General features: G+C 71.4%; 20 protein-coding genes. 10 read left to right on the plus strand and 10 right to left on the minus strand.

Annotation, left to right across the window (positions count from 1 at the left end; translation table 11 throughout):
- Nucleotides 1-21: 21 nt before the first annotated feature.
- The 3 genes from ybeY to HDA32_RS20735 all read right to left on the minus strand — a co-directional run bounded on the left by ybeY (nucleotide 22) and on the right by HDA32_RS20735 (nucleotide 2,263).
- Nucleotides 22-519, minus strand: coding sequence for an rRNA maturation RNase YbeY (gene ybeY, locus HDA32_RS20725; RefSeq protein WP_179644793.1), 498 nt, complete (start codon nucleotides 517-519; stop codon nucleotides 22-24).
- Nucleotides 520-562: 43 nt separating this feature from the next.
- Nucleotides 563-1,615 (minus strand): PhoH family protein, encoded by a 1,053-nt coding sequence (locus HDA32_RS20730; protein ID WP_179644794.1) that lies wholly within the window; start codon nucleotides 1,613-1,615, stop codon nucleotides 563-565.
- Nucleotides 1,616-1,906: 291 nt separating this feature from the next.
- A complete protein-coding gene (locus tag HDA32_RS20735) occupies nucleotides 1,907-2,263 on the minus strand; it encodes a histidine triad nucleotide-binding protein (protein ID WP_312863267.1) in 357 nt (118 codons plus the stop codon).
- A 459-nt stretch (nucleotides 2,264-2,722) separates the two neighbouring features.
- Between HDA32_RS20735 and HDA32_RS20740 the strand changes: the two genes are divergently transcribed.
- Together HDA32_RS20740 and HDA32_RS20745 are read left to right on the plus strand one after the other, a co-directional pair.
- A complete protein-coding gene (locus HDA32_RS20740; protein WP_179646838.1) occupies nucleotides 2,723-3,253 on the plus strand; it encodes a SigE family RNA polymerase sigma factor in 531 nt (176 codons plus the stop codon).
- On the plus strand, nucleotides 3,250-3,972 hold the full coding sequence (locus tag HDA32_RS20745; protein WP_179644796.1) for a hypothetical protein: 723 nt from the start codon (nucleotides 3,250-3,252) through the stop codon (nucleotides 3,970-3,972). Before HDA32_RS20740 ends, HDA32_RS20745 begins: the two co-directional genes overlap by 4 nt.
- 51 nt (nucleotides 3,973-4,023) lie before the next feature.
- Here HDA32_RS20745 and HDA32_RS20750 read toward each other — a convergent pair whose 3' ends face one another.
- From HDA32_RS20750 to hrcA, 3 genes are all read right to left on the minus strand, one after another.
- Nucleotides 4,024-4,770 (minus strand): 16S rRNA (uracil(1498)-N(3))-methyltransferase, encoded by a 747-nt coding sequence (locus HDA32_RS20750; RefSeq protein WP_179644797.1) that lies wholly within the window; start codon nucleotides 4,768-4,770, stop codon nucleotides 4,024-4,026.
- Between the two features lie 137 nt (nucleotides 4,771-4,907).
- Nucleotides 4,908-6,059 carry a molecular chaperone DnaJ gene (dnaJ, locus tag HDA32_RS20755; protein WP_179644798.1) on the minus strand — a complete coding sequence of 384 codons (1,152 nt, stop codon included), beginning with the start codon at nucleotides 6,057-6,059 and terminating at the stop codon, nucleotides 4,908-4,910.
- Complete coding sequence (gene hrcA / locus HDA32_RS20760; protein ID WP_179644799.1) at nucleotides 6,060-7,073, minus strand: heat-inducible transcriptional repressor HrcA; 1,014 nt, start codon at nucleotides 7,071-7,073, stop codon at nucleotides 6,060-6,062.
- Between the two features lie 306 nt (nucleotides 7,074-7,379).
- On the opposite strand from hrcA, the gene HDA32_RS20765 reads away from it, so the two are divergent.
- The 3 genes from HDA32_RS20765 (at nucleotide 7,380) to HDA32_RS20780 (ending at nucleotide 10,403) form a co-directional block, all read left to right on the plus strand.
- On the plus strand, nucleotides 7,380-8,186 hold the full coding sequence (locus HDA32_RS20765) for a DUF3097 domain-containing protein (RefSeq protein ID WP_376767023.1): 807 nt from the start codon (nucleotides 7,380-7,382) through the stop codon (nucleotides 8,184-8,186).
- Between the two features lie 100 nt (nucleotides 8,187-8,286).
- Nucleotides 8,287-9,696, plus strand: coding sequence for a magnetosome magnetite crystal formation protein family (locus HDA32_RS31510; RefSeq protein ID WP_281370401.1), 1,410 nt, complete (start codon nucleotides 8,287-8,289; stop codon nucleotides 9,694-9,696).
- A 203-nt stretch (nucleotides 9,697-9,899) separates the two neighbouring features.
- A complete protein-coding gene (locus HDA32_RS20780; RefSeq protein WP_179644801.1) occupies nucleotides 9,900-10,403 on the plus strand; it encodes a magnetosome magnetite crystal formation protein family in 504 nt (167 codons plus the stop codon).
- A 9-nt stretch (nucleotides 10,404-10,412) separates the two neighbouring features.
- Here the strand turns inward: HDA32_RS20780 and hemW are convergent, their stop codons facing one another.
- The 3 genes from hemW to HDA32_RS20795 all read right to left on the minus strand — a co-directional run bounded on the left by hemW (nucleotide 10,413) and on the right by HDA32_RS20795 (nucleotide 13,600).
- The gene (hemW, locus tag HDA32_RS20785) at nucleotides 10,413-11,645 is read right to left on the minus strand and encodes a radical SAM family heme chaperone HemW (RefSeq protein ID WP_179644802.1); all 1,233 of its coding nucleotides are present in this window, start codon (nucleotides 11,643-11,645) and stop codon (nucleotides 10,413-10,415) included.
- A gap of 199 nt (nucleotides 11,646-11,844) precedes the next feature.
- On the minus strand, nucleotides 11,845-12,498 hold the full coding sequence (locus tag HDA32_RS20790; RefSeq protein WP_179644803.1) for an MOSC domain-containing protein: 654 nt from the start codon (nucleotides 12,496-12,498) through the stop codon (nucleotides 11,845-11,847).
- A gap of 67 nt (nucleotides 12,499-12,565) precedes the next feature.
- Nucleotides 12,566-13,600 (minus strand): LacI family DNA-binding transcriptional regulator, encoded by a 1,035-nt coding sequence (locus HDA32_RS20795; RefSeq protein ID WP_179644804.1) that lies wholly within the window; start codon nucleotides 13,598-13,600, stop codon nucleotides 12,566-12,568.
- 107 nt (nucleotides 13,601-13,707) lie between these two features.
- Here HDA32_RS20795 and HDA32_RS20800 point away from each other — a divergent pair, with 107 nt between their 5' ends.
- The 4 genes from HDA32_RS20800 (at nucleotide 13,708) to HDA32_RS20815 (ending at nucleotide 19,283) form a co-directional block, all read left to right on the plus strand.
- Nucleotides 13,708-15,336: a glycoside hydrolase family 13 protein gene (locus tag HDA32_RS20800; RefSeq protein ID WP_179644805.1), complete on the plus strand. Its 1,629-nt coding sequence runs from the start codon at nucleotides 13,708-13,710 to the stop codon at nucleotides 15,334-15,336.
- Nucleotides 15,337-15,547: 211 nt separating this feature from the next.
- On the plus strand, nucleotides 15,548-16,792 hold the full coding sequence (locus tag HDA32_RS20805) for a sugar ABC transporter substrate-binding protein (protein ID WP_179644806.1): 1,245 nt from the start codon (nucleotides 15,548-15,550) through the stop codon (nucleotides 16,790-16,792).
- Nucleotides 16,793-16,795: 3 nt separating this feature from the next.
- Complete coding sequence (locus HDA32_RS20810) at nucleotides 16,796-18,412, plus strand: ABC transporter permease subunit (RefSeq protein WP_179644807.1); 1,617 nt, start codon at nucleotides 16,796-16,798, stop codon at nucleotides 18,410-18,412.
- A gap of 1 nt (nucleotide 18,413) precedes the next feature.
- A complete protein-coding gene (locus tag HDA32_RS20815) occupies nucleotides 18,414-19,283 on the plus strand; it encodes a sugar ABC transporter permease (protein ID WP_179644808.1) in 870 nt (289 codons plus the stop codon).
- Nucleotides 19,284-19,346: 63 nt separating this feature from the next.
- On the opposite strand, the gene lepA is transcribed toward HDA32_RS20815, so the two are convergent.
- Entirely contained in the window at nucleotides 19,347-21,188 is a 1,842-nt protein-coding gene (gene lepA / locus HDA32_RS20820; RefSeq protein ID WP_179644809.1) for a translation elongation factor 4, read from the minus strand.
- 182 nt (nucleotides 21,189-21,370) lie between these two features.
- Between lepA and HDA32_RS20825 the strand changes: the two genes are divergently transcribed.
- A complete protein-coding gene (locus tag HDA32_RS20825) occupies nucleotides 21,371-22,372 on the plus strand; it encodes a hypothetical protein (RefSeq protein ID WP_179644810.1) in 1,002 nt (333 codons plus the stop codon).
- Nucleotides 22,373-22,407 lie beyond the last annotated feature (35 nt).

The raw sequence follows: 22,407 nt of genomic DNA on the forward strand, positions 1-22,407 counted from the left end.
CTAAACCGGCATGGTCGGAGCTCATCGGGCCGTGTCTTCCCTGTCGTCAGCCGGTCGGGGCTCCTTCTCCAGGTCGTGCCGCCATGCGGCGAGCAGTTCGCCCTGGAGCCCGAACATCTCCTTGTGCTCGTCCGGCTCGGCGTGGTCGTAGCCGAGCAGGTGCAGGATGCCGTGCGTGCACAGCAGGTCGATCTCGTCCTGCTCGCCGTGCCCCGCCTTCTCGGCCTGCCGGGCGGCCACCTGCGGACAGATGATCACGTCACCGAGCATGCCGGGGTCGGAGGTGCGCCCCGGGCCCCCGGGGCGCAGCTCGTCCATGGGGAACGACAGCACGTCGGTCGGCCCGGGCTCGTCCATCCACCGCACGTGCAGCTCGGTCATCGGCTCCTCGTCGACGAGCACGATGGACAGCTCCGCCAGCGGGTGGATCCGCATGGCGTCGAGCACGAAGCGGGCCAGCCGGGCCAGCCGCATCTCGTCCGCGGAGACGCCGGACTCGTTCGCGACGTCGATACTCATTGCTAAGCGCGCCTCATCTGTTGTTCGGTACCGGCCGCGCCGGTCATCCTGCGCTGCCGGCCGAGCCGTTGGAACGGGCCGGGGACGGCCGGCTCCGCGCGCCGTTGTGCTGCCTGTTCTGCTCGTTGTCGTAGCGCCCGTAGGCGTCGACGATCGCGCTGACCAGCTTGTGCCGGACGACGTCCTTGCTGTCCAGCCTGCAGAAACCGATGTCGGAGACCCCGTCGAGGATGCGCTCGATGGTGCCCAGGCCGCTGGCCTGGCCCCCGGGCAGGTCCACCTGCGTGACGTCACCTGTGACCACGATCTTGGAACCGAAACCGAGGCGGGTCAGGAACATCTTCATCTGCTCCGGCGAGGTGTTCTGGGCCTCGTCGAGGATGATGAAGGAGTCGTTGAGGGTGCGGCCGCGCATGTAGGCCAGCGGCGCGACCTCGATCGTCCCCGCCGACATGAGCTTGGGGATGGAGTCGGGGTCGAGCATGTCGTGCAGCGCGTCGTAGAGCGGGCGCAGGTAGGGGTCGATCTTCTCGTAGAGCGTGCCCGGCAGGAAGCCGAGCCGCTCCCCCGCCTCGACGGCCGGCCGGGTCAGGATGATCCGGTTGACCTCCTTGGCCTGCAGCGCCTTGACCGCCTTGGCCATCGCCAGGTAGGTCTTGCCGGTGCCGGCCGGACCGATCCCGAAGACCACGGTGTGCCGGTCGATCGCGTCGACGTAGTGCTTCTGGTTCAGTGTCTTGGGACGGATGGTGCGGCCGCGCGACGACAGGATGTTCATCGTCAGCACGTCGGCCGGGCGCTCGCCGTCACCGCTGGGGGCGCGCAGCATGCCCAGAGCGCGGTCGATGACGTCGGGAGTGACGTGGGTGCCGTTCTTGACGAGCTCGAGCAGCTCTTCGACGAGCCGGACGACCAGGGCGTTCTCCTCGGGGCGGCCGCTGATGGTGACCTCGTTGCCCCGCACGTGGATGTCGCTGTCGAAGGAGCGCTCGACGACGCGCAGCAGCTCGTCGCCGGAACCCAGCAGGTTGACCATCATGTGCTCTTCCGGCACGACGATCTTGACCTGAGTGCTTGGTTGCGTTGACTCGACCATGATGTGGCCTTGCGGCCGTAACGTCCCTGCCTTTCGCGGTCTGAAGGTAATCACGAGTACAGCGTTGACTGTGCAGATTCTATCAAGTCGGCCCTGGTCGACCCGAGGACTTTTCGGGCCCGCACAGGTGCGGCGCCTCCCAGGGGCGACCCCCTTCGACCCCCGAGCGCATCCCCGCCCGCTCTACCCCGGAGGCCACTCCAATCCGCGCCCGCCGAGCACGTGCCCGTGCAGATGCGGCGCCTCCCAGGGGGCGACCCCCTTCGACCCCCGAGCGCACCCCCGCCCGCTCTACCCCGGAGGCCACTCCAATCCGCGCCCGCCGAGCACGTGCCCGTGCAGATGGAACACCGTCTGGCCTGCGTCGGCCCCGGTGTTGAACACCAGCCGGTAGCCGCCCTCGGCGACGCCGCCGGCCTCGGCGATCTCATGGGCCTCGCGGGCGATCTCGTCGAGCAGGCCCTCCCCGGCCGCGCCGGCGGCCGCGGCGGTGGGGTAGTGGTCGCGCGGGATGATCAGCACGTGGACGGGGGCCTGCGGGTTGATGTCGCGGAAGGCGAGCGTGCGCTCCCCCTCGCGGACGATGTCGGCGGGCACCTTCCCCGCGGCGATCTTGCAGAACAGGCAGTCGGGTTCGCTGACGGCCACCGGCATTCCTCCATCGCGCGCTTCAGTGTGGACCTCCCACCATGATGCCCCAGAGACCTGGTGTCGTCTCCCGGGAAACCCGGGGGCGAAGTTGCGGTTTCCGGGTGTGCTCAGGAAGGGCTTTCTTCTACGGTGGGAAGGGGCGACCGCTTTCGCCCGGTGGCCCGCTCGTGAGGTTTTCCGGGCGCCGCCGTTGGAAGGGCTTTACCCTTCGGGGGCCGAAAGATCTCGGCGATGCGGTCTATTGTGGGAGTTTGCGTGACTTCTCCCACGCGATCCCGTTTTCGGGGGAGGACCGCGCCGCACGGCGGACGCCATGGGGTGGCACACGCACTGGAGGAGGTCGCGGTGGCTTTCTCCCGGATGAATCGTCGGACAGCCGAGCTGAGCGAGAAGAACGGTATGCCCTTTCGTAAACCCGGCGACAAGGGCGCGCGTCCTACCGACGTGACTGAAACCATGGTGGCGGGTGCCTCCGCGGCGACGGTGACGGTCGAGTGGGACGCCGACCAGGCGGTGACGCAGCTTTACGCCGCGCACTACCGGCCCCTGGTGCGGCTCGCCACACTCCTCGTCCGTGACTTCGCGACCGCCGAAGAAGTCGTGCAGGACGCCTTCGTCGCGATGCACGGGGCCTGGCGGCGGCTGAGGGATCCCAACAAGGCGCTCTCCTACCTGCGCCAGTCGGTGGTCAACCGGGCGCGCTCGGTCCTGCGCCACCGCGCCGTGGTGGAGAAGCACGCACCCAAGGCGCTCCCCGACGCCCCCAGCGCCGAGCACGGCGCCCTGGGCGAGCTGGAGCGCGCCGCCGTCATCGAGGCGTTGCGTACACTCCCCACACGACAGCGGGAAGCCATCGTGCTGCGGTACTACGGGGATTTCTCCGAGGCTCAGATCGCCGACGCAATGGGGATCAGCCGCGGCGCAGTCAAGAGCCACACGGCGCGCGGGATCTCCGCGCTCCGCTCGGTTCTGGAGCAGACGACATGACCGAACCATTCGACGACCGCTTCGAGGAACGGCTGCGCGCCGCCATGAGCGCCGAGGCCGACTCGGTGCAGCCGTCGCCCGACGCGCTGGACCGCATCCGCACGCGCACGGAGCGCAACCGGATGCCCTGGTTCGGGTTGACCTGGCTGCGTCCCGCCGTCGCCGTCGCGGCGGCGGCGCTGATCGTCGGCTCCGTCCTGCTGGGCACCCCGCAGATCCGCGACCAGGTGCTGCCCGACTCCATGACCGCCGCGTCGGAGTCGCAGGAGACCGGATCCAACGGCGACCACGCCGACGACACCTTCGACGGTCCCGTCGCCCCGGAGACCGAGACCGACCAGGAGCGGGACCGGCCGAGCCGGGAGGGCGCCCAATCCCCCTCCCCCGAGCCCGGCCCCAGCGGTTCCGACGATGCCGCGGGCATGACGACGGCGTGCACGCCCCCGCAGCAGGACCCGACGCCGGGCGAAGCCCGGACCCTCGAGGAGTCCGAGGAGGAGGCCGCCCCCGCGGAGTCGTGCGCGCCCTCGCCCGATCCGACCGATCCGGGAGCCCCGTCCCCCGGCGACGACGACCAGACCGGCGACGGGGACGACGGCGGCCGCGGCGACGGGGACGGCGACGACTCCGCCCCGGACCCGGAGGACACCCCCGAACCCGAGCCCGAGCCCACGGACGGCGGCGAGGAGCAGCCCTCGACGAGCGACCAGACGCAGTAGGGCCCGAGCGGCGCGGCGCCTTCGTCGGTGATGGCGGACGGGGCGCGGCGGCTACCAGCGTCCGCAGCGGGCCTGCAGGACGGCCAGGGCCGCGACGCCCGCCGTGGAGGTGCGCAGCACGGTCGGCCCGAGCAGCGCCCGGACCGCGCCGGCCGCGTCGAACGCCGCGAGTTCGGCGTCGGTGAAGCCGCCCTCGGGCCCGACGACCACGACGATCCCGCCCTCGGTCCGCGCCGGATCGGCCGGCAGCGCGACGCCGGACAGCCGCTCGGCGGCCTCCTCGTGCAGCACGATCCCCAGCGCCGCGGCGGACAGCAGCTCCGCGACGGCGGGTGTGCCGGCGAGCTCGGCGACCTCGGGCACCCGGCTGCGCCGGGCCTGCTTGGCCGCCTCGCGCGCCGTCGCCCGCCACTTGCGCAGCGATTTGGCGGCCCGTTCCGGCCTCCACCGGGTGACGCAGCGATCGGCCGCCCACGGCACGACCGCGTCCACCCCGGCCTCGGTCATGACCTCCACGGCCAGCTCGCCGCGGTCGCCCTTGGGCAGCGCCTGCACGACGGTGATGCGCGGCGCTGGCGCCGGCTCGCTGTGCCGCTCCTGGACCGCGCAGACCACGGTGTCCCTGCCCACCTCGGTGACGACACACCGGGCGCGGGTCCCCGCGCCGTCGGCCAGGTGCACGACCTCGCCCTCGGTGAGTCTGCGGACCGTCGCGGCGTGACGCCCTTCAGGCCCGGAGAGCACCACCCGGTCGGAGTCGAGCTGCCCCGGCTCGGCCAGGAAGACCGGGGGCGTCACGGGAGCCGGACCGCTGCGGGACCGGCTCCGGCATCGGCGGAGCGCGGGAACGGCGAGACCCGGGTCACGGGACCCCTTTCATGGCGAAGGCCGGGCCCCGCCCGCGGGGCGGGACCCGGCCGCGGTGGACGGCGTGGTCAGCGGGTGCTGTTGAAGGCGCCGCGCAGCCGGGAGAAGAAGTTGCCGTGCCCCGGGCTGAACCTGCCCGGAGGGTGGTCCTCCCCGCGCAGCTCCGCGAACTTGCGCAGCAGGGCCTCCTGCTCCTCGTCGAGCTTGCCCGGCGTTTCGACCGTGACGTGGATCATCAGGTCGCCGCGGCCCGGCTCGTTGAGGTGCCGGCTGCCCCGGCCGTCGAGGGTGATGACGTGCCCGGAGTTGGTCCCCGGCCGCAGGTCGACCTCCTCGTTGCCGTCGAGCGTCTCGATGGTCAGCGAGGCGCCCAGCGCGGCGGCCGTCATCGGCACGGTGACGGTGCAGTGCAGGTCGTCGCCGCGGCGCTCGAAGATCGGGTGCGGGCGCTGCACGATCTCCAGGAAGATGTCGCCGCGCGGCCCGCCGTTCGGACCGACCTCGCCTTCGCCGGCGAGCTGGATCTGGGTGCCGTCCTCGACACCGGCCGGAATCTGGACCTTGCGGGTGACCTTCTCGCGCACGCGGCCCTCGCCGGCGCAGTCCGGGCAGGGATTCCTGATGACGCTGCCCTGGCCGGCGCACTGCGGGCAGGGGCGGGTCGTCATGACCTGCCCCAGGAAGGAGCGCGTGACCTGGGAGACCTCACCGCGGCCCGCGCACATGTCGCAGGTCTCGCGGTGGCTGCCCTTGGCCGTGCCCTCGCCCTGGCAGGTGTCGCACAGCACGGCGGTGGGGAACGTCACGTCCTTGGTGACGCCGAACGCGGTCTCGGAGAGGTCCATTTCGATGCGGACCTTGATGCTGCGTCCCCGGCGGACCCGGTCGCGCGGGCCGCGCCCGCCGCCCGGCTGGCCGCCGCCGAAGAAGGCGTTCATGATGTCGTCGAACGGGAAGCCCGCACCGCCGAATCCGCCCGCACCGCCGGCACCGCCGCCACCGGGCGCGAACGGGTCGGCGCCCATGTCGAACATCCGGCGCTTCTCCGCGTCGGAGAGGACCTCGTAGGCCTGGGTGACCTCTTTGAAGCGCTCCTGCGTGACAGGATCGGGGTTGATGTCCGGATGCAGTTCTCGCGCGAGCCGGCGGTATGCCTTCTTGATCTCGTCCTGGGTCGCTTCGCGGCGAACCCCGAGGATCTCGTAATAATCTCTGGCCACTTACTGCCCCGCCAAGATTTGACCGACGTATCTTGCCACTGCGCGTACCGCTCCCATCGTTCCTGGGTAGTCCATTCGGGTCGGGCCGACCACCCCGAGTTTGGCCAGCGACTGGTCGCCGATTCCGTAACCGGCGGACACGATCGAGGTGGTGTGCAGCCCCTCGTGAGAGTTCTCCGCGCCGATGCGCACCGTGAGCATAGAGGGGTCGCCCACCTCCCCCAGCAAACGGATGAGGACGACGTTTTCTTCCAAGGCCTCCAGTACGCCACGCAGGCTAGCGGAGAATCCCATCGCGGCGAGATTCGCGGTGCCGCCGAGGACGACCTTCTCCTCGTGCTTCTCCACGAGGCTCTCCAGCAGCACCGAGAGCACCGAGGCCGCCATCGGGCGCTCCTGGACGGGCAGCAGGAGCGGCACGCCCGACACCGCCCTGGGGACGTCGTTGAGCCACTTGCCGACGAGCGCCTGGTTCAGCACAGTGCGCAGGTTCTCGACGGAGGACTCGGTGACCTGCTCCATGCCGTCGATGACCCGCTGCTCCACGCGGCCGGTGTCGGTGATCAGGACCATCATCACGCGCTGCGGGCCCAGCGGCACGAGTTCGACGTGCTGGACCGACGACCGCGTGAGCGAGGGGTACTGCACGATGGCGACCTGGCGCGTCAGCTGGGCCAGCAGCCGCACGGTGCGGGCCACGATCTCGTCGAGGTCGACCGCCCCGGACAGGAACGTCTCGATCGCGCGGCGCTCCGCCACCGACAGCGGCTTGACCGTGGACAGCCGGTCGACGAACAGGCGGTAGCCCTTGTCGGTGGGGACCCGGCCGGCGCTGGTGTGCGGCTGGGCGATGTAGCCCTCCTCTTCGAGGGCGACCATGTCGTTGCGGATCGTCGCCGGCGAGACACCGAGACTGTGCCGGTCGACCAGCGTCTTGGATCCCACGGGCTCGTTCGTGGACACGTAGTCCTCGACGATGGCACGCAGCACCGCCAGTTTCCGGTCGTCGAGCACGCGCTCACCTCCTGGCACTCCGTGGTCTTAAGTGCTAATTCTATGTCGCCCCGCCAAGTCGGCCCCCAACCGGTGAACGACGTGCGGCGGGTGTCCGCCGAGATCACGGGCGAGTCCGCCGCCCGGCCACCCCGCCGGCGGTCGGCCGATCCTCTCATGTCCGGGTCACAACGCGAGGTCGGAGCGGTCGCCGGCGCCCGGAGCGCCTTCGGCGACACGCCGACGGCCGATCCGGGACGCGACCCCGGCGCACCGCTACAATCCGGGCCCGTGCGCACCAACTCCGGCAAGAGATACGACGAGGACGTGCTCGCGGGCGACTGGCGCCGCCCCCGCAAGGGGCAGGTCCCGACGGTCCCCGCCGAGCACGGGCTCGTCCTGGAGTCCGCGGACGAGGGGTTCTGCGGCGCGGTCGTCACCTGGGACCGCAGCACCGTCACGCTGGAGGACCGCAAGGGCCGGCGCCGGGTGTTCGACCTCGCCCCGGCGGCCTTCCTCGTCGACGGCGCGCCCGTCACCGTCGTGCGCCCCGCGGCGGCACCGGCCACCGGGCGGCCGCGCAGCGCCTCCGGTTCCATCGCGGTACGGGATCTGCGGTCCCGGGTCGCCAGGGAGAGCCGGATCTACGTCGAGGGCGTGCACGACGCCGAGCTCGTGGAGCGGGTCTGGGGGCACGACCTGCGCGTGGAGGGCGTGGTCGTGGAGTACCTGGAGGGCGTCGACCACCTCCCCGAGGTCGTCGAGGAATTCGGTCCCGGGCCGGAGCGGCGGCTCGGCGTGCTGGTGGACCACCTCGTGCCCGGGTCCAAGGAGAGCCGGATCGCCGAGCGCGCGGCCTCCCCGCACGTGCTCGTCGTCGGCCACCCGTTCGTCGACGTGTGGGCCGCGGTGAAGCCCTCGGCCGTCGGCATCGCCTCGTGGCCGGAGGTGCCGCGGGGAGTGCCGTGGAAGGAGGGCGTGCTCGACGCCCTCGGCTGGCGGATGGAGCCGGGCGACGCCTGGCGGCGCATCCTGGACTCGGTCCGGACCTACGCGGATCTGGAACCGGAGCTCCTGGGGCGCGTCGAAGAACTGATCGACTTCGTCACCGTCCCGCAGCCGGCCGGGGACTAGGCTCAGGGGCAGGACCGCGCAGTGACCGCGCCCGACGTTGCCAGGAAGGCCCGGCGCGGATGTCCGGCCCATCGCAATCGGCACACAGCCAGAGGAAACCATGAGCGAGACACCGCCCAACCACCCTCCGCCCCAGGACCCGTCCTCGGACGGTCGGCCAGGGTACGGCCAGGCGCCCTCGGACGGTCGGCCGGACCACGGGCAGGCGGACACCGGCGGACAGCCCGGCCCGGGTCGATCGCCGTCCGGGGGCCAGCCCGCGTACGGCGATCAGCCCGGCTACGGGGAGCAGCCCCAGCAGCCCGGCTACGCCCACCCCTCGGGCGACCAGCAGCCTTACGGCGGGCAGGGCTACGGCCAGCAGGCTTACGGCCAACAGCCGGGCTACACCCAGCCCTCGGGCGAGCAGCAGCCCCACCCCCAGCAGCCTTACGGACAGCCTCAGGGCTCCTCCGGCGGTCAGCCGACCTACGGCGCCCACCCCGGATACGCCCAGCAGCCCCAGCAGGGATACGGCCAACAGCCCGGCTACGCCCACCCCTCCGGTGACCAGCAGCCTTACGGCGGGCAGGGCTACGGCCAGCAGGCTTACGGCCAACAGCCGGGCTACACCCAGCCCTCGGGCGAGCAGCAGCCCCACCCCCAGCAGCCTTACGGACAGCCTCAGGGCTCCTCCGGCGGTCAGCCGACCTACGGCGCCCACCCCGGATACGCCCAGCAGCCCCAGCAGGGATACGGCCAACAGCCCGGCTACGCCCACCCCTCGGGCGACCAGCAGCCCTACAGTCAGCAGGCTTACGGCCAGCAGCCCGGATACGCCCAGCCCAGCGGCGCCCACCCCGGATACGCCCAGCAGCCCCAGCAGGGATACGGCCAACAGCCCGGCTACGCCCACCCCTCGGGCGACCAGCAGCCTTACGGCGGGCAGGGCTACGGCCAGCAGGCTTACGGCCAACAGCCGGGCTACGCCCAGCCCTCGGGCGAGCAGCAGCCCTATGCCCAGCCGCAGCCCGGCTACGCCGACCAGCCCCAGGCTCCCGGCCACCCCGGCGCCGAACAGCAGCCCTACGGCCAACAGGGGTACGCCCACCAGCCGGGCTACACCCAGCAGGGAGCGCCCGTCGGCCACCCGGGCCAGGCCCAGGGGTCCCCCGGCGGCTCCGACGACACCACGTGGTCGATGATCGCCCACCTGGCCGGCGTCATCATGGCGTGCGCCGGCTGGCTGCCCGCACTGATCGTCTACCTGGTCAAGAAGGAGCGGTCCCCCTACGTGCGGCACCACGCCTCCGAGGCGCTCAACTTCCAGTTGACGCTGCTGATCCCCTACATCATCAGTTGGGTGGTCTTCATCGCGCTGGGCGTGTTCGCACCGGACCTGTCGCGGATCGGCTCGGGTCTGATCAGCGTCGTGTGGCTGGCCTCCATCGTCTTCGGCGTCCTCGCCGCCGTCAACGTCAGCAAGGGCGGCTGGTACCGCTACCCGGTGGCGATCCGGATGGTCAAGTAGTCGGACCGATCATGGAACCCCGGCGCCGGTGGGCCCGTCAGAGGAACGGGACGGGTCCGCCGGCGCTGTCGCGCGGCGACCGGCGCGGGTAGGTTGGGGACATCGGCACGTCGCCGCATGGCCGCGCGGATCCGGCCGGACCACCGGACGTCGCCGACCGCACACATCCGTACCGGCCGTGCGGGCAGGAAGTCGAGGAGATCATGAGCAACCCCTATCCCAATCCGCCCTATGACGGGCAGGACGGCCAGAGCGGCTACCCCGGCGGCTACGGCCCCGCGCCGGGCGCCGGCCCCTACAGCGGCGGGCAGCCGGGCTACGGGCAGCAGCCCCCGAACACGCAGCAGCCCGGGTACGGTCAGTTCGGCTACGGGCAGCAGCCCGGCCCCTCCGGCGACGACAACACCTTCGCGCTGCTGTCCCACCTGGGCGGGCTCCTCCTGGGGTTCGTCGCGCCACTGGTGGTCTTCCTGATCAAGAAGGACGAGTCGCCCTACGTCCGGCACCACGCGGTCGAGGCGCTGAACTTCCAGATCACGATGTGCATCGGCTACGTCGTCTCCGGCGTCCTGTCGATCGTGCTGATCGGGCTCCTGCTGCTCCCGATCGTCTTCATCGTGTCCCTGGTCTTCTCGATCATGGCGACCATGGCGGCCAACCGGGGCGAGTGGTACTCCTACCCGTTCAACATCCGCATGGTGAAGTAGCCGCCCGGCTCAGCTCAGGTCGCGCACGACCGCGTCGGCGAGCAGCCTGCCCCGCCGGGTGAGGACCGCCAGCCCTCGCGCGTGCGCGTCCGGGTCCAGCAGCCCGTCGGCGACGGCCCGGGCGGCGGCGGCCCGCCCGGATCCGTCGAGCAGGTCCAGCGGGCACCCGTCGGCGATACGCAGTTCCAGCATGATCCGCTCGAACCGGCGGTCCTCGTCGTCCAGCACCTCCCGGGCCTGCCCGGGCGCGCGCCCGTCGGCGAGCCGGGCGGCGTAGGCCGCCGGATGCTTGACGTTCCACCAGCGGGTGCCGCCGACGTGGCTGTGCGCGCCGGGGCCCACGCCCCACCAGTCGCCGCCGGTCCAGTAGAGCAGGTTGTGCCGGCTGCGGCCGGTCTCGTCGGCCGCCCAGTTCGAGACCTCGTACCAGTGCAGGCCCGCGGCCGTCAGCAGGTCGTCGGCCATCAGATAGCGGTCGGCCATGGCGTCGTCGTCGGGCGGGGCCAGCTCGCCGCGCCGAACCCGCGCCGCGAGCCGGGTGCCCTCCTCCACGATCAGGGAGTAGGCCGAGACGTGGTCGGGTCCCGCGGCGATCGCCGCCTGCAGGGATTCCTTCCAGTCGGCGTCGCTCTCCCCCGGCGTGCCGTAGATGAGGTCGAGGTTGACGTGGTCGAAGCCCGCCTCCCGGGCCCAGGCGACGCAGTCCTGCGGCCGCCCCGGCGTGTGGGCGCGGTCCAGGACCGAGAGCACGTGCGGCCGCGCGCTCTGCATCCCGAAGGAGACCCGGGTGAATCCGGCATCGCGCAACCGCAGGAGGTAGTCGCGGTCGACGGTTTCGGGGTTGGCCTCGGTCGTGACCTCGGCTCCGGGCTCCAGGCCGAACTCCGCGTCGATCGCCGAGAGGACGCGGCCCAGGTCCTGCGGGCTCAGCAGGGTCGGCGTGCCGCCGCCGACGAACACGGTGCGCACCGGCGCGTCCGCGGGGCCCAGCACCCGGCGGGCCAGCCCGATCTCGGCGGCGGCGAGGTCGGTGTAGGTCTCGCGGGAAGCGGTGGCGCCGCCGTCGCGGGAGCGCAGTTCCTCGGCGGTGTAGGTGTTGAAGTCGCAGTAGCCGCAGCGGGTGACGCAGAACGGCACGTGCACGTACACCCCTAACGGCCGCGCGCCCACCCCGGCCAGCGAACCGGCGGGCAGCGAGCCGTCGTCGGGCACGGGCTCCCCGCCCAAGGGGACAGAAGGCATGTTCCCAGTGTCGGTCATGGCGGGCACCCGATGGGACGTCCCCGACCGGGGACGGAGTCGCTGCATGGTGCCTCCGCCGACGGTGCCGCTGCTGTGCCGCCGCTGTGCGGCCCTGCCTGCTGCCGGGCGACGGTGCACACCGCCCCCGGCCCCAGGGGTCGTGAAGCCGTGGAAGGGACCCACACGACCGGCGCAGACATCAGTGGTTGCGCGCGAGCTGCCGCTCCACCTGGTGCGCCGCGGTATCCCACTTGTGCGAGCGCCCGGGGATGTCGAGCACCCTGCGGAGCAGGTCGGCGTCGCGGTCGCGGGTCGCCCGGAACGCGGCGGTGAGGTCGATGCCGTGGCCGGGGCGGTGCTCGACCGTGACCGGGTCGCCGGCGCGGAGCTCGCCCTCCTCAAGGACCCGGAGATAGGCGCCGGTGCGGGCCTCGTCGGTGAACCGCCTGACCCACCCCTTCTCCGCCATCCAGTTGCGAAACACCGAGCAGGGCGTGCGCGGCAGGACGACCTCCAGCAGCACGGTGCCGATGCGCCAGCGCTCACCGATCAGCGCCCGGCTGACCTCGACGCCGCGGGTGGTGAGGTTCTCCCCGAACACGCCGTCGCGCAGGGGACGTCCGAGCCGCTGCTGCCACAGGTCGAGCTCTTCCCTGGCGTAGGCGTAGACGGCCTGGTCGGGCCCGCCGTGGTGGTCGGTGTCGACCTGCTCGTCGCCGTCGAGCCCGAGCGCGCGGACGGTGACCCCGCCGTCGACCGCCCGCTTGTCGATGGCGGTGCGCCCGAGCGGGTTGGCCCATTCGGCGTCCCTGCCCCGGCCGACGTTGACTGACTGCACGATCCCGGTCTCCATGGCAGAAAACTATGCCAGCGGGATCCGGAGGGAAAACCGGCGATCGCGCGGCCCGGCGCGGCCGCGGCTACCCGACCGGCGCCTTCTGGGACGCGCCGGAGCGGGCCGACCCGGTCGATCCCCGCATCACCAGCTCCGGGTCGAACATGTACTCGGTGCGGGATGCGGCGTGCCCGGCGATCTCGTCGCACAGCGCCCGCACCGCCGCCAGCGCCATCGACTGGATGGGCTGGCGCACAGTGGTCAGGGGCGGGTCGGTGAACGCGATGAGCTGGGAGTCGTCGTAGCCGACCACCGAGAAGTCGCCCGGGACCGACAGCCCGCGCTGGCGGGCGGCTCGGACGGCGCCGAGCGCCATCAGGTCGGAGCCGCACACGACGGCGGTGGCGCCGCGGTCGATCAGCCGGCCGGCCGCGGCGTGCCCGCCCTCGACGCCGAAGAGGGACAGCTCCACCAGGTCCTCGTCCACGGACAGGCCGTTGGCCGCCATCGCGGCGCGGTAGCCTTCGAGTTTGCGCCGCACCGGCACGTAGCGCTGCGGACCGCTGGTGAAGCCGATCCCGGTGTGGCCGAGCGCGGCGAGGTGGTTCACCGCGAGTCGGCTGGCGGCGCGGTCGTCGCAGGAGACGAACGCCGCCGGGACGTCCTCGGCGTACCCGTTGACCAGGACGATCGGCAGCCTGCGGGCGAGCAGCGCCCGGTAGCGGTCGTGGCCGGCCGTGGTGTCGGCGTGCAGCCCCGAAACGAATACGATGCCCGAGACGTTGCGCTCCAGCAGCATTTCGACGTACTCGTCCTCGGCGATGCCCCCGGGTGTCTGGGTGCACAGGACGGGGGTGTAGCCGTGCTGGGCGAGCGCCCCCTCGGCGGCCTGGGCGAACATCGGGAATATCGGGTTCTCCAGCTCCGGGACCACCATCCCGACGAGTCCGGCCGAGCGCTGGCGCAGCCGGGCCGGGCGTTCGTAGCCCAGGACGTCGAGGGCGGTCAGCACGGCCTTGCGGGTGTCGGCGCCCACTCCGGGCTTGTCGTTGAGCACCCGGGAAACCGTTGCCTCGCTCACGCCGGCCTGGCGGGCGATGTCGGTTAGTCGTGGACCCATGAGAGCACTCTAATGGAGAAAACCGGCACACGATTGAAAGAACTAGGTAATCTTGCGCAAGTAATTTCAGCCTGTCGTCATCGCTCAGGCGATACGGAGGGAATCCCATGCAGTTGACCCCCGAGCCCGACACCGCAGCTCCCAGCGCCCGCCGAGGATGGTGGCGCGACGCGGTGATCTACCAGGTCTACGTGCGCAGCTTCGCCGACTCCAACGGCGACGGAGAGGGCGACCTGCCCGGCATCCGGCAGCGGCTGCCCAAGCTGGCCGCGTTGGGCGTCGACGCCGTCTGGCTCACCCCTTTCTACGTGTCCCCGCTCGCCGACGGCGGCTACGACGTGGCGGACTACCGCGACGTCGATCCGCGGTTCGGCACTCTCGCCGACTTCGACGAGCTGCTGGAGTCGGCCCACGACCTGGGCCTGCGGGTGATCATCGACATCGTCCCCAACCACACCTCTTCGGCGCACCGCTGGTTCCGCGAGGCCGTCGAGGCGGGCCCCGGCTCCCCGGAGCGGCGGCGCTACGTGTTCCGCCCCGGCAAGGGGCCCGACGGCGACGAGCCGCCGAACAACTGGAAGTCGATCTTCGGCGGCGCCGCGTGGACCCGGCTGAAGCGCCCGGACGGCACCCCCGAGGAGTGGTACCTGCACCTGTTCGACGCCGAGCAGCCCGATCTCGACTGGACCAGCCCGGAGGTGCGCGACGAGTTCGACGACGTGCTGCGGTTCTGGCTGGACCGGGGCGTGGACGGCTTCCGCATCGACGTGGCCCACGGCATGGTCAAGGACCCCTCGCTGCCCGACATCGCCGAGGGCCAGGAGGCCGGCCTGCTCGACGGGCACACCCGGCTGCCCTACTTCGACCAGGACGGCGTGCACGAGATCTACCGGCACTGGCGCGCGCTCCTGGACGGCTACGACGACCGGGCCATGGTCGCCGAGGCCTGGGTGGAGGACGCCCAGCGGGTGGCGCGCTACCTGCGGCCCGACGAGCTGCACCAGGCGTTCAACTTCGAGTACCTGACCGCCCCGTGGCGCAGCGCCGGGCTGCGCACCGTCATCGAGGGCTCGCTGGCCGCCAACGCCGCGGTGGGAGCACCCACGACCTGGGTGCTGTCCAACCACGACGTGGTCCGCCACGTCACCCGGTTCGGCGGCGGGGAGGCGGGGCTGCGCCGGGCCGGGGCCGCCACGCTGCTCATGCTGGCCCTGCCCGGCTCGGTCTACCTCTACCAGGGCGAGGAGCTCGGCCTCCCCGAGGTCACCGACCTGCCCGAGGAGTCGCTGCAGGACCCGACCTGGGAGCGCTCCGGCCGCACCGAGCGGGGCAGGGACGGATGCCGGGTGCCGCTGCCCTGGGAGGGCGCTGAGCCGCCGTTCGGCTTCGGTCCGGCCGGCAGCGAGCCGTGGCTGCCGGTTCCGGCGCAGTGGCGGACGCTGACCCGCGCCGCCCAGGAGGCCGACCCCGGTTCGACGCTGTCGCTCTACACCGAGGCGCTGCGACTCCGGCGCGAGCTGGACGCCCTCGGTGACGGCACGCTGACCTGGCTGGACTCCCCCGCCGAGACCCTGGTCTTCCGGCGCGACCCCGGGTTCGTCTGCGCGGTCAACCTCGGTTCCGAGGAGGTGCGGTTGCCGTTGAGCGGGGAGGTCCTGCTCGCCGGCGCCGGGGTGGAGGCGCGCGACGGCGTGCTCGTGCTGCCGCCCGACACCGCCGCGTGGCTGCGCGACTGACCTCGGCTCCTTCTCACGGCCCGGACGCTCCCCGAGGCGTCCGGGCCGTTCGCCGTTACGGGAAGGTTTCCGCGAGATCGCCGCCTCCTTTCGGAAAGTTTTTGGAAGGGCTTCCAATGCCTGCAAGAAATTGCTAGCGTCGCGGCACCACCCACGGAGCCGTGTCCGCGCAGGGGACGCCGCCACGGCCGTGTGCCCCCGAAGGAGAAGAATGAAGATCCGTAGCGCGAGCGTGTTCACGGGCGCCGCGGCCCTCACGCTGCTCGCAACCGCCTGCGGCGGTGGCGACACCGGCGGGGAGACCCAAGCGGCGGCCGAGGACGCCATGGTCATCTGGGCCGACGACGAGCGCACCGACGTCCTGCTGCCCTTCGCCGAGGAGTTCGGCGATGCCCACGGCGTGGAGGTCGAGGTCCAGGCAGTGCCGAACGACGAGCTGCAGTCCAGCTTCGTCACCGCGCACCAGGCGGGCTCCGGGCCCGATATCGTGGTCGGCGCGCACGACTGGACCGGCAACTTCGTACAGAACGGCGCGATCGACCCGATCCAGCTTCCCCAGGACACGGTCGAGGCGTTCGCCCCGACGGCCATCGAGGCCGTGACCTACAACGACCAGCTCTACGGCGTCCCCTACGCCATGGAGAACCTGGTGCTGATCCGCAACACCGACCTGGCCCCCGAGGAACCGGCCAGCGTCGAGGAGATGGTCGAGGCCGGCACCGGGCTGCGCGACGCCGGCGACGTCGAGGAGATCATGGGGCTGCAGGTCGGCCAGGTCGGCGACCCCTACCACATCCACCCCTTCTACACCTCGGCCGGCGGCTACCTGTTCGGCAGGGACGACAACGGCGATTACGACCCCACCGACCTCGGCGTCGGCACCGATGAGTCGATCGCCGCCTTCGAGCGGATCGCCGAGCTCGGCGAGGAGGGCAGCGGCGCGCTGAAGCGCTCCATCGACGACCAGAACGTCGCCTCGCTGTTCAACGACGGCAGGACCGCCTACTTCGTCACCGGCCCGTGGTCGCTCCCCGACATCAGGACGGCCGGGATCCCCTACGAGATCAGCGCGGTCCCCGGTTTCGAGGGCGGCGAGGAGGCGCGCCCGTTCGTCAGCGTGCAGACCTTCTACGTCGCGGCCGGCGGCGCCAACAAGGTGCTGGCCCAGGAGTTCGTGACCAACTACGTGGCCAAGCCCGAGCTCGCCGTCGCCCTCTATGAGTCCGACCCCCGCCCGCCGGCGCTCACCGCCGCGCTGGAGCAGATCGGCGAGGACGACCCGGACCTGGCGAAGGTGGTCGCCGCCGGGGAGAACGGCGACCCGCTCCCGGCCATCCCGCAGATGGCGGCCATCTGGGACCCCTTCGGCAAGGCCGAGGCCTCGGTCATCGGCGGGGCCGACCCCGAGGAGACCGTCACGGCCGCCGGGGAGACCATCGCGGACCAGATCGGCTGACCCGTGGCACCCAATCGACGCGGTACCGCGGGCGCCCCGGGAGGGGCGCCCGCGCCCCCTCCCCTCCCCGGCGGCTCCCTCGTCCGGAACGGCTCGCCGGCCGGGCAGCTCGTCAAGATCGCCGTGCTCGGCCTGGCCGCCGCCCTCGCGCTGTGGGCGGCCTTTCCGCTGTACGCCGCCGGGAACTGGATCGGGATCTCGGTGGTGGCCGGCGTCACCGCCCTGATCTTCTACGTCTACCTCTCCCCTCGGCGCGTCCCGGTCAAGTACCTGCTGCCCGGCACGCTCCTGCTCATCGCGTTCCAGATCCTGCCGGTGCTCTTCACCGTCAGCACCTCGGTCACGAACTTCGGGGACGGGCACCGCGGGAGCAAGGAGGAGGCGATCGCCTCGATCGAGGCCGCCTCGGTCGAGCGCTCGGCCGACTCGGTGGACTACGCGCTCAGCGTCGCCGCGGTCGGCGACCCCGCGGGCGGGGAGCTGGTCTTCCTGCTCACCGCGCCCGACGGGACCTCCTACGCCGGCGACGCCGAGGGCCTGACCGAGCTGGCGCCCGGCGATGCCACGGTCAGCACCGCGGGCAGGATCACCGAGGCCGAGGGCTACGTCGTGCTCACGGCCGCCGAGGTCAGCGCGCGCGGCGAGGAGATCGCGGCGTTCGCGGTGCCCACCGGCGGCGGATCGGGCATCCGCTCCAGCGGGCTGTCCGCCGCCTACGAGGGCTCGGCGACCCGCGCCTACGACGAGGAGTGCGACTGCATCACCGACTCCGCGAGCGGCGCCGTCTTCACCGCCGACGACGAGCGCGGCGTCTTCGTCGACGAGGCCGGTCAGCGGCTCCCCCAGGGGTGGCAGGTCGACGTCGGGTGGAGCAACTTCACCAAGGTCCTCACCGACCCGTCGGTGAACGCGTCCTTCTTCGGCATCCTGGCCTGGAACATCGCCTTCGCCGCCGGAACGGTCCTGCTGGTCTTCGTCGTCGGGCTGGCCCTGGCGCTGGTCATGCACGTCCAGGGGCTGCGCGGCCGGACGGCCTACCGGATCCTGCTGGTGCTGCCCTATGCGATGCCGTCGTTCGCGATGTTCCTGCTGTGGCGCGACATGTTCAACGCCGACTTCGGCCTGGTCAACCGGATGTTCGGCCTCGACGTCGACTGGCTGGGCGATCCGTGGACCGCCCGGGCCGCGCTGCTCCTGGTCAACATGTGGCTCGGCTACCCCTACCTGTTCCTCGTGGCCACCGGCGCGCTGCAGTCCATCCCCCGCGAGCTCGTGCAGGCGGCCCGGATCGACGGTGCGGGCGCCTGGCAGGCGTTCCGGCACGTCACGCTGCCGCTGCTGATGGTCGCGATGACGCCGATCCTGGTCTCGACGTTCGCGTTCAACTTCAACAACTTCAACGCCGTCTACCTGATGACCGAAGGCGGCCCGTTCCCGCCCGGCAACCCCATGGCGGGGGCGACCGACCTGCTCATCACCTACACCTACCGGCTGGCGTTCGGCGGCCAGGGGGCGCAGTACGGCTACGCGGCGGCGGTGTCGGTGTTCATCTTCCTCATCGTGGCGCTGATCTCCCTGGTGAGCCTGAGGCAGAGCAGATCCCTGGAAGAGGTGCACTGAAATGGCGACGACAACGGGGAACCGCACGCTGCGCTGGGCGCGCCGGAGCGGATGGCGGCACCTGGTGATCTGGGTCGCGCTGGCCTTCGCACTGTTCCCGATCCTGTTCGTGGTGTCGGCCGCGCTGAACCCGCTGGGCACCCTCAGCACGAGCCAGTTGGTGCCCTCCGGATTCGGCCTGGACAACGCGGTCCGGCTGTTCCGCAACACCCCGTTCGGCGACTGGTACCTGAACTCGATCCTGATCGCGCTGGCCAACGCCGCGGCCACGGTGTTCCTGTCGGCCCTGGCGGCCTACGCCTTCAGCAGGTTCCGGTTCACCGGGCGGCGGGTCGGGCTGTTCGGACTGCTGCTGATCCAGATGTTCCCGCAGTTCCTGGCGATCGTGGCGATCTATCTGATGTTCACGACGGTCACCGAGTACTGGCCGTCGATCGGCTTCGACACGCCATGGGGGCTGCTGCTGGTCTACCTGGGCGGGGCGCTGGGCGTGAACACGTGGCTGATGAAGGGCTTCTTCGACACGGTCCCGCGCGAACTGGACGAGTCGGCGCGGGTCGACGGGGCCAGCCACGCCCAGACGTTCTTCAGGATCATGCTGCCCCTGGTGACCCCGGTGCTCGCGATCGTCGGCCTGCTGGTGTTCATCGCCACGATCAACGAGTTCCTGATCGCCAGCGTGTTCCTGCGCGACCCGGAGGCCAAGACGGTCGCGCTGGGCCTGTACGGGATGATCTCCGGCGAGCGCGACGCCAACTTCGGCATGTTCGCCGTCGGCACGCTGCTCATCGCGCTCCCGACGATGGCGGTGTTCTGGTTCCTCCAGCGCTTCATCGCCGAGGGCCTGACCAGCGGCGCGGTCAAGGGCTGAGAGGCGGCCCCGCCGCGCCGGAGTCGGCGGGACCGCGCCGACCGGGCGGTCCCGCCGGCGGCGCTACTTCTTCTTGCCGTCCTTCTCGCCGCCGGTCTCGGTGGACAGCGCGGTGATGAACGCCTCCTGCGGGACCTCGACGCGGCCGACCATCTTCATCCGCTTCTTGCCCTCCTTCTGCTTCTCCAGCAGCTTGCGCTTGCGGCTGATGTCGCCGCCGTAGCACTTGGACAGGACGTCCTTGCGGATGGCGCGGATGTTCTCGCGGGCGATCACGCGGGAGCCGATGGCGGCCTGGATCGGCACCTCGTAGTGCTGGCGCGGAATGAGTTCACGCAGCTTCTTGGTCATCTCCACGCCGTAGGAGTAGGCCTTGTCCCGGTGCACGATCGCGGAGAACGCGTCGACGGCCTCGCCCTGCAGCAGGATGTCGACCTTGACCAGGTCGGCGGCCTGGTCGCCGGAGGGCTCGTAGTCCAGCGAGGCGTAGCCCTTGGTGCGCGACTTGAGCTGGTCGAAGAAGTCGAAGACGATCTCGGCGAGCGGCAGCGTGTAGCGCATCTCGACGCGGTCCTCGGACAGGTAGTCCATGCCCTGCAGCACGCCGCGGCGGCCCTGGCACAGCTCCATGATCGGCCCCACGAAGTCGGAGGGGGCGAGCAGCGTGCCCTTCACCATCGGCTCGTGGACCGTGTCGATCTTGCCCTCGGGGAACTCGCTGGGGTTGGTCACCGTGTGCTCGGTGCCGTCCTCCATGATCACCTGGTAGACGACGTTGGGCGCGGTGGAGATCAGGTCGAGGTTGAACTCGCGCTCCAGCCGGGCCCGGGTGATCTCCAGGTGCAGCAGGCCGAGGAAGCCGCAGCGGAAGCCGAAGCCCAGCGCGGCGGAGGTCTCGGGCTCGAACACCAGCGCGGCGTCGTTGAGCTGGAGCTTCTCCAGCGCGTCGCGCAGCACCGGATAGTCGGTGCCCTCGATCGGGTACAACCCGGAGAACACCATGGGCTTGGGGTCCCGGTAGCCCGCGAGCATCTCGCTCGCGCCCTTGGTCGCCGAGGTCACGGTGTCGCCGACCCTGGACTGGCGGACGTCCTTCACCCCGGTGATGAGGTAGCCGACCTCGCCCACGCCCAGGCCCTCGACCTTGGTGGGCTCCGGGGAGATGACGCCGACCTCCAGCATCTCGTGCGTGGCGCCGGTGGACATCATCGCGATGCGCTCGCGCGTGCCGAGCCGGCCGTCGACGACCCGCACGTAGGTGACCACGCCGCGGTAGGTGTCGTAGACGGAGTCGAAGATCATGGCGCGGGCCGGCGCGTCGGCTTCGCCGACGGGCGGGGGGACCTTGCCCACGATCTCGTTGAGCAGCTCCTCGACGCCGACGCCGGTCTTCGCGCTGACCTTGAGGACCTCATCGGGCTCGCAGCCGATGATGTTGGCCAGTTCGGCGGCGTACTTCTCCGGCTGGGCCGCCGGCAGGTCGATCTTGTTCAGCACCGGGATGATCGCGAGGTCGTTCTCCAGCGCCAGGTAGAGGTTGGCCAGCGTCTGCGCCTCGATGCCCTGGGCCGCGTCGACCAGCAGGATCGCGCCCTCGCACGCCGCCAGCGAACGCGAGACCTCGTAGCTGAAGTCGACGTGGCCGGGGGTGTCGATGAGGTTGAGCACGTAGGTCTCGTCATCGAGGGCGGTGAAGGGCAGCCGGACCGCCTGGGACTTGATGGTGATGCCGCGCTCGCGCTCGATGTCCATGCGGTCGAGGTACTGCGCGCGCATCTGGCGGTCCTCAACGACCCCAGTGAGCTGCAGCATGCGGTCGGCCAGTGTCGACTTGCCATGGTCGATGTGCGCGATGATGCAGAAGTTTCGGATCAGCGCGGGATCGGTCCGGTTTGGCTGTGGCACCGTGGTCCGTTCACATTTCTCGAGGCGGGCATGGGGTGGGGCGCTGCGGCGGATGGCCGTCGGCGGTCCTGGATGGTGCCTCCATCGTCCCATGTCCCCCCGCGAAGGCGGTACTGCGGGAGAGAATGGCGCGTGCGGCACCTGTTCAAGGCTATGTGACACCGGAAGAGGCGGAGACATCGGTGAAGTGGCTGCTGAAACGGATCCTCGCAGGTCTTGGAGCCCTTCTCGTGGTGGCGGTGGGCGCGGGAACGCTGCTGGGCATGCAGTTCTCCGGCCCTAAGGCACCGTGGGCGGCGTCAACGGGGGACGACGCGGCGTGGCTGGGGAACGCCTGGGTCGACGGCTCCCGGGGCGGGGAGGAGTTCGCCGCGGCGCTGCCGCGCCTGCGGGCGGGCGGGTTCTCCGACCTCTACGTCCACGTCGGGGACATCGGCGCGGACGGGACGCTGGCCCCCGAGGGGTACGCGCGGGCGGGCGCGTTCCTGGACCGGGTGCGGCGGGAGCTGCCCGACGTGCGCGTGCTGGGCTGGATGAGCCACACGGCCGAAAGCTCCTCGCTCACCGAGGACCGCTTCGACGAGGACGCCAGGGCCGCGGCCGCCGCGGCGGCGGGCGAGGTCGCGGCCGCGGGCTTCGACGGGGTGCACTACGCGATCGCACCGGTCACCACCAACGACCCGTCACTGCCCGACCTGCTCGAACGCACCCGGGAGGCCATCGGCTCCGACCACCTGCTGTCCGTGGAGGCCCAGCCGGTGGAACTGATCCCCGGGCTGCGGCTGCCCGTGTTCCTGGTGGCGCGCGAGGAGAGGTTCTGGTCGGCCGGCTACCTGGAACGGATCGCCGAGGAGGCCGACGCGGTCGTGATCCGCGGCCACGGCACGGGGATGCCGCTGGAGTCGCTGTACGGCGGGTTCATGGTGCGCCAGACCCTCCTGGCCCTGCGGACCGTGCCCGAGGACGTGGCGGTGCGCATCGGGGCGCCCTCCTTCGACCACGAGGGGTGGGGCCCGGTCTCCTCGGCCGAGACCGTGGCCGCGGCCACCGAGGCGGTGCGGATCGGGCTGTCGGAGCACGGCGAGCGCAGGGAGGACTTCGGGATGGCGCTGTACGTCCTCGACGACACCAGCGAGGAGAACTGGGCCGCGTTCGAGGAGGGCTGGTCGGACCCGGCCCGCTGAGACCGCCGGGGCCGCCGTGCGCGGACCTCGCATGG

This window comes from Spinactinospora alkalitolerans (assembly GCF_013408795.1).
GTDB lineage: Bacteria > Actinomycetota > Actinomycetes > Streptosporangiales > Streptosporangiaceae > Spinactinospora > Spinactinospora alkalitolerans.

Excerpts from the sequence above, each read along its gene's own strand:
- HDA32_RS20740 (WP_179646838.1), top strand. The coding sequence starts at position 2,723 with ATGGTGGCGGGTGCCTCCGCGGCGACGGTGACGGTCGAGTGGGACGCC.
- HDA32_RS20800 (WP_179644805.1), top strand. The coding sequence starts at position 13,708 with ATGCAGTTGACCCCCGAGCCCGACACCGCAGCTCCCAGCGCCCGCCGA.
- ybeY (WP_179644793.1), bottom strand. The coding sequence starts at position 519 with ATGAGTATCGACGTCGCGAACGAGTCCGGCGTCTCCGCGGACGAGATG.
- hemW (WP_179644802.1), bottom strand. The coding sequence starts at position 11,645 with ATGCCTTCTGTCCCCTTGGGCGGGGAGCCCGTGCCCGACGACGGCTCG.
- HDA32_RS20795 (WP_179644804.1), bottom strand. The coding sequence starts at position 13,600 with ATGGGTCCACGACTAACCGACATCGCCCGCCAGGCCGGCGTGAGCGAG.
- HDA32_RS20745 (WP_179644796.1), top strand. The coding sequence starts at position 3,250 with ATGACCGAACCATTCGACGACCGCTTCGAGGAACGGCTGCGCGCCGCC.
- HDA32_RS20815 (WP_179644808.1), top strand. The coding sequence starts at position 18,414 with ATGGCGACGACAACGGGGAACCGCACGCTGCGCTGGGCGCGCCGGAGC.
- HDA32_RS31510 (WP_281370401.1), top strand. The coding sequence starts at position 8,287 with ATGAGCGAGACACCGCCCAACCACCCTCCGCCCCAGGACCCGTCCTCG.
- HDA32_RS20805 (WP_179644806.1), top strand. The coding sequence starts at position 15,548 with ATGAAGATCCGTAGCGCGAGCGTGTTCACGGGCGCCGCGGCCCTCACG.
- HDA32_RS20730 (WP_179644794.1), bottom strand. The coding sequence starts at position 1,615 with ATGGTCGAGTCAACGCAACCAAGCACTCAGGTCAAGATCGTCGTGCCG.
- HDA32_RS20790 (WP_179644803.1), bottom strand. The coding sequence starts at position 12,498 with ATGGAGACCGGGATCGTGCAGTCAGTCAACGTCGGCCGGGGCAGGGAC.
- HDA32_RS20780 (WP_179644801.1), top strand. The coding sequence starts at position 9,900 with ATGAGCAACCCCTATCCCAATCCGCCCTATGACGGGCAGGACGGCCAG.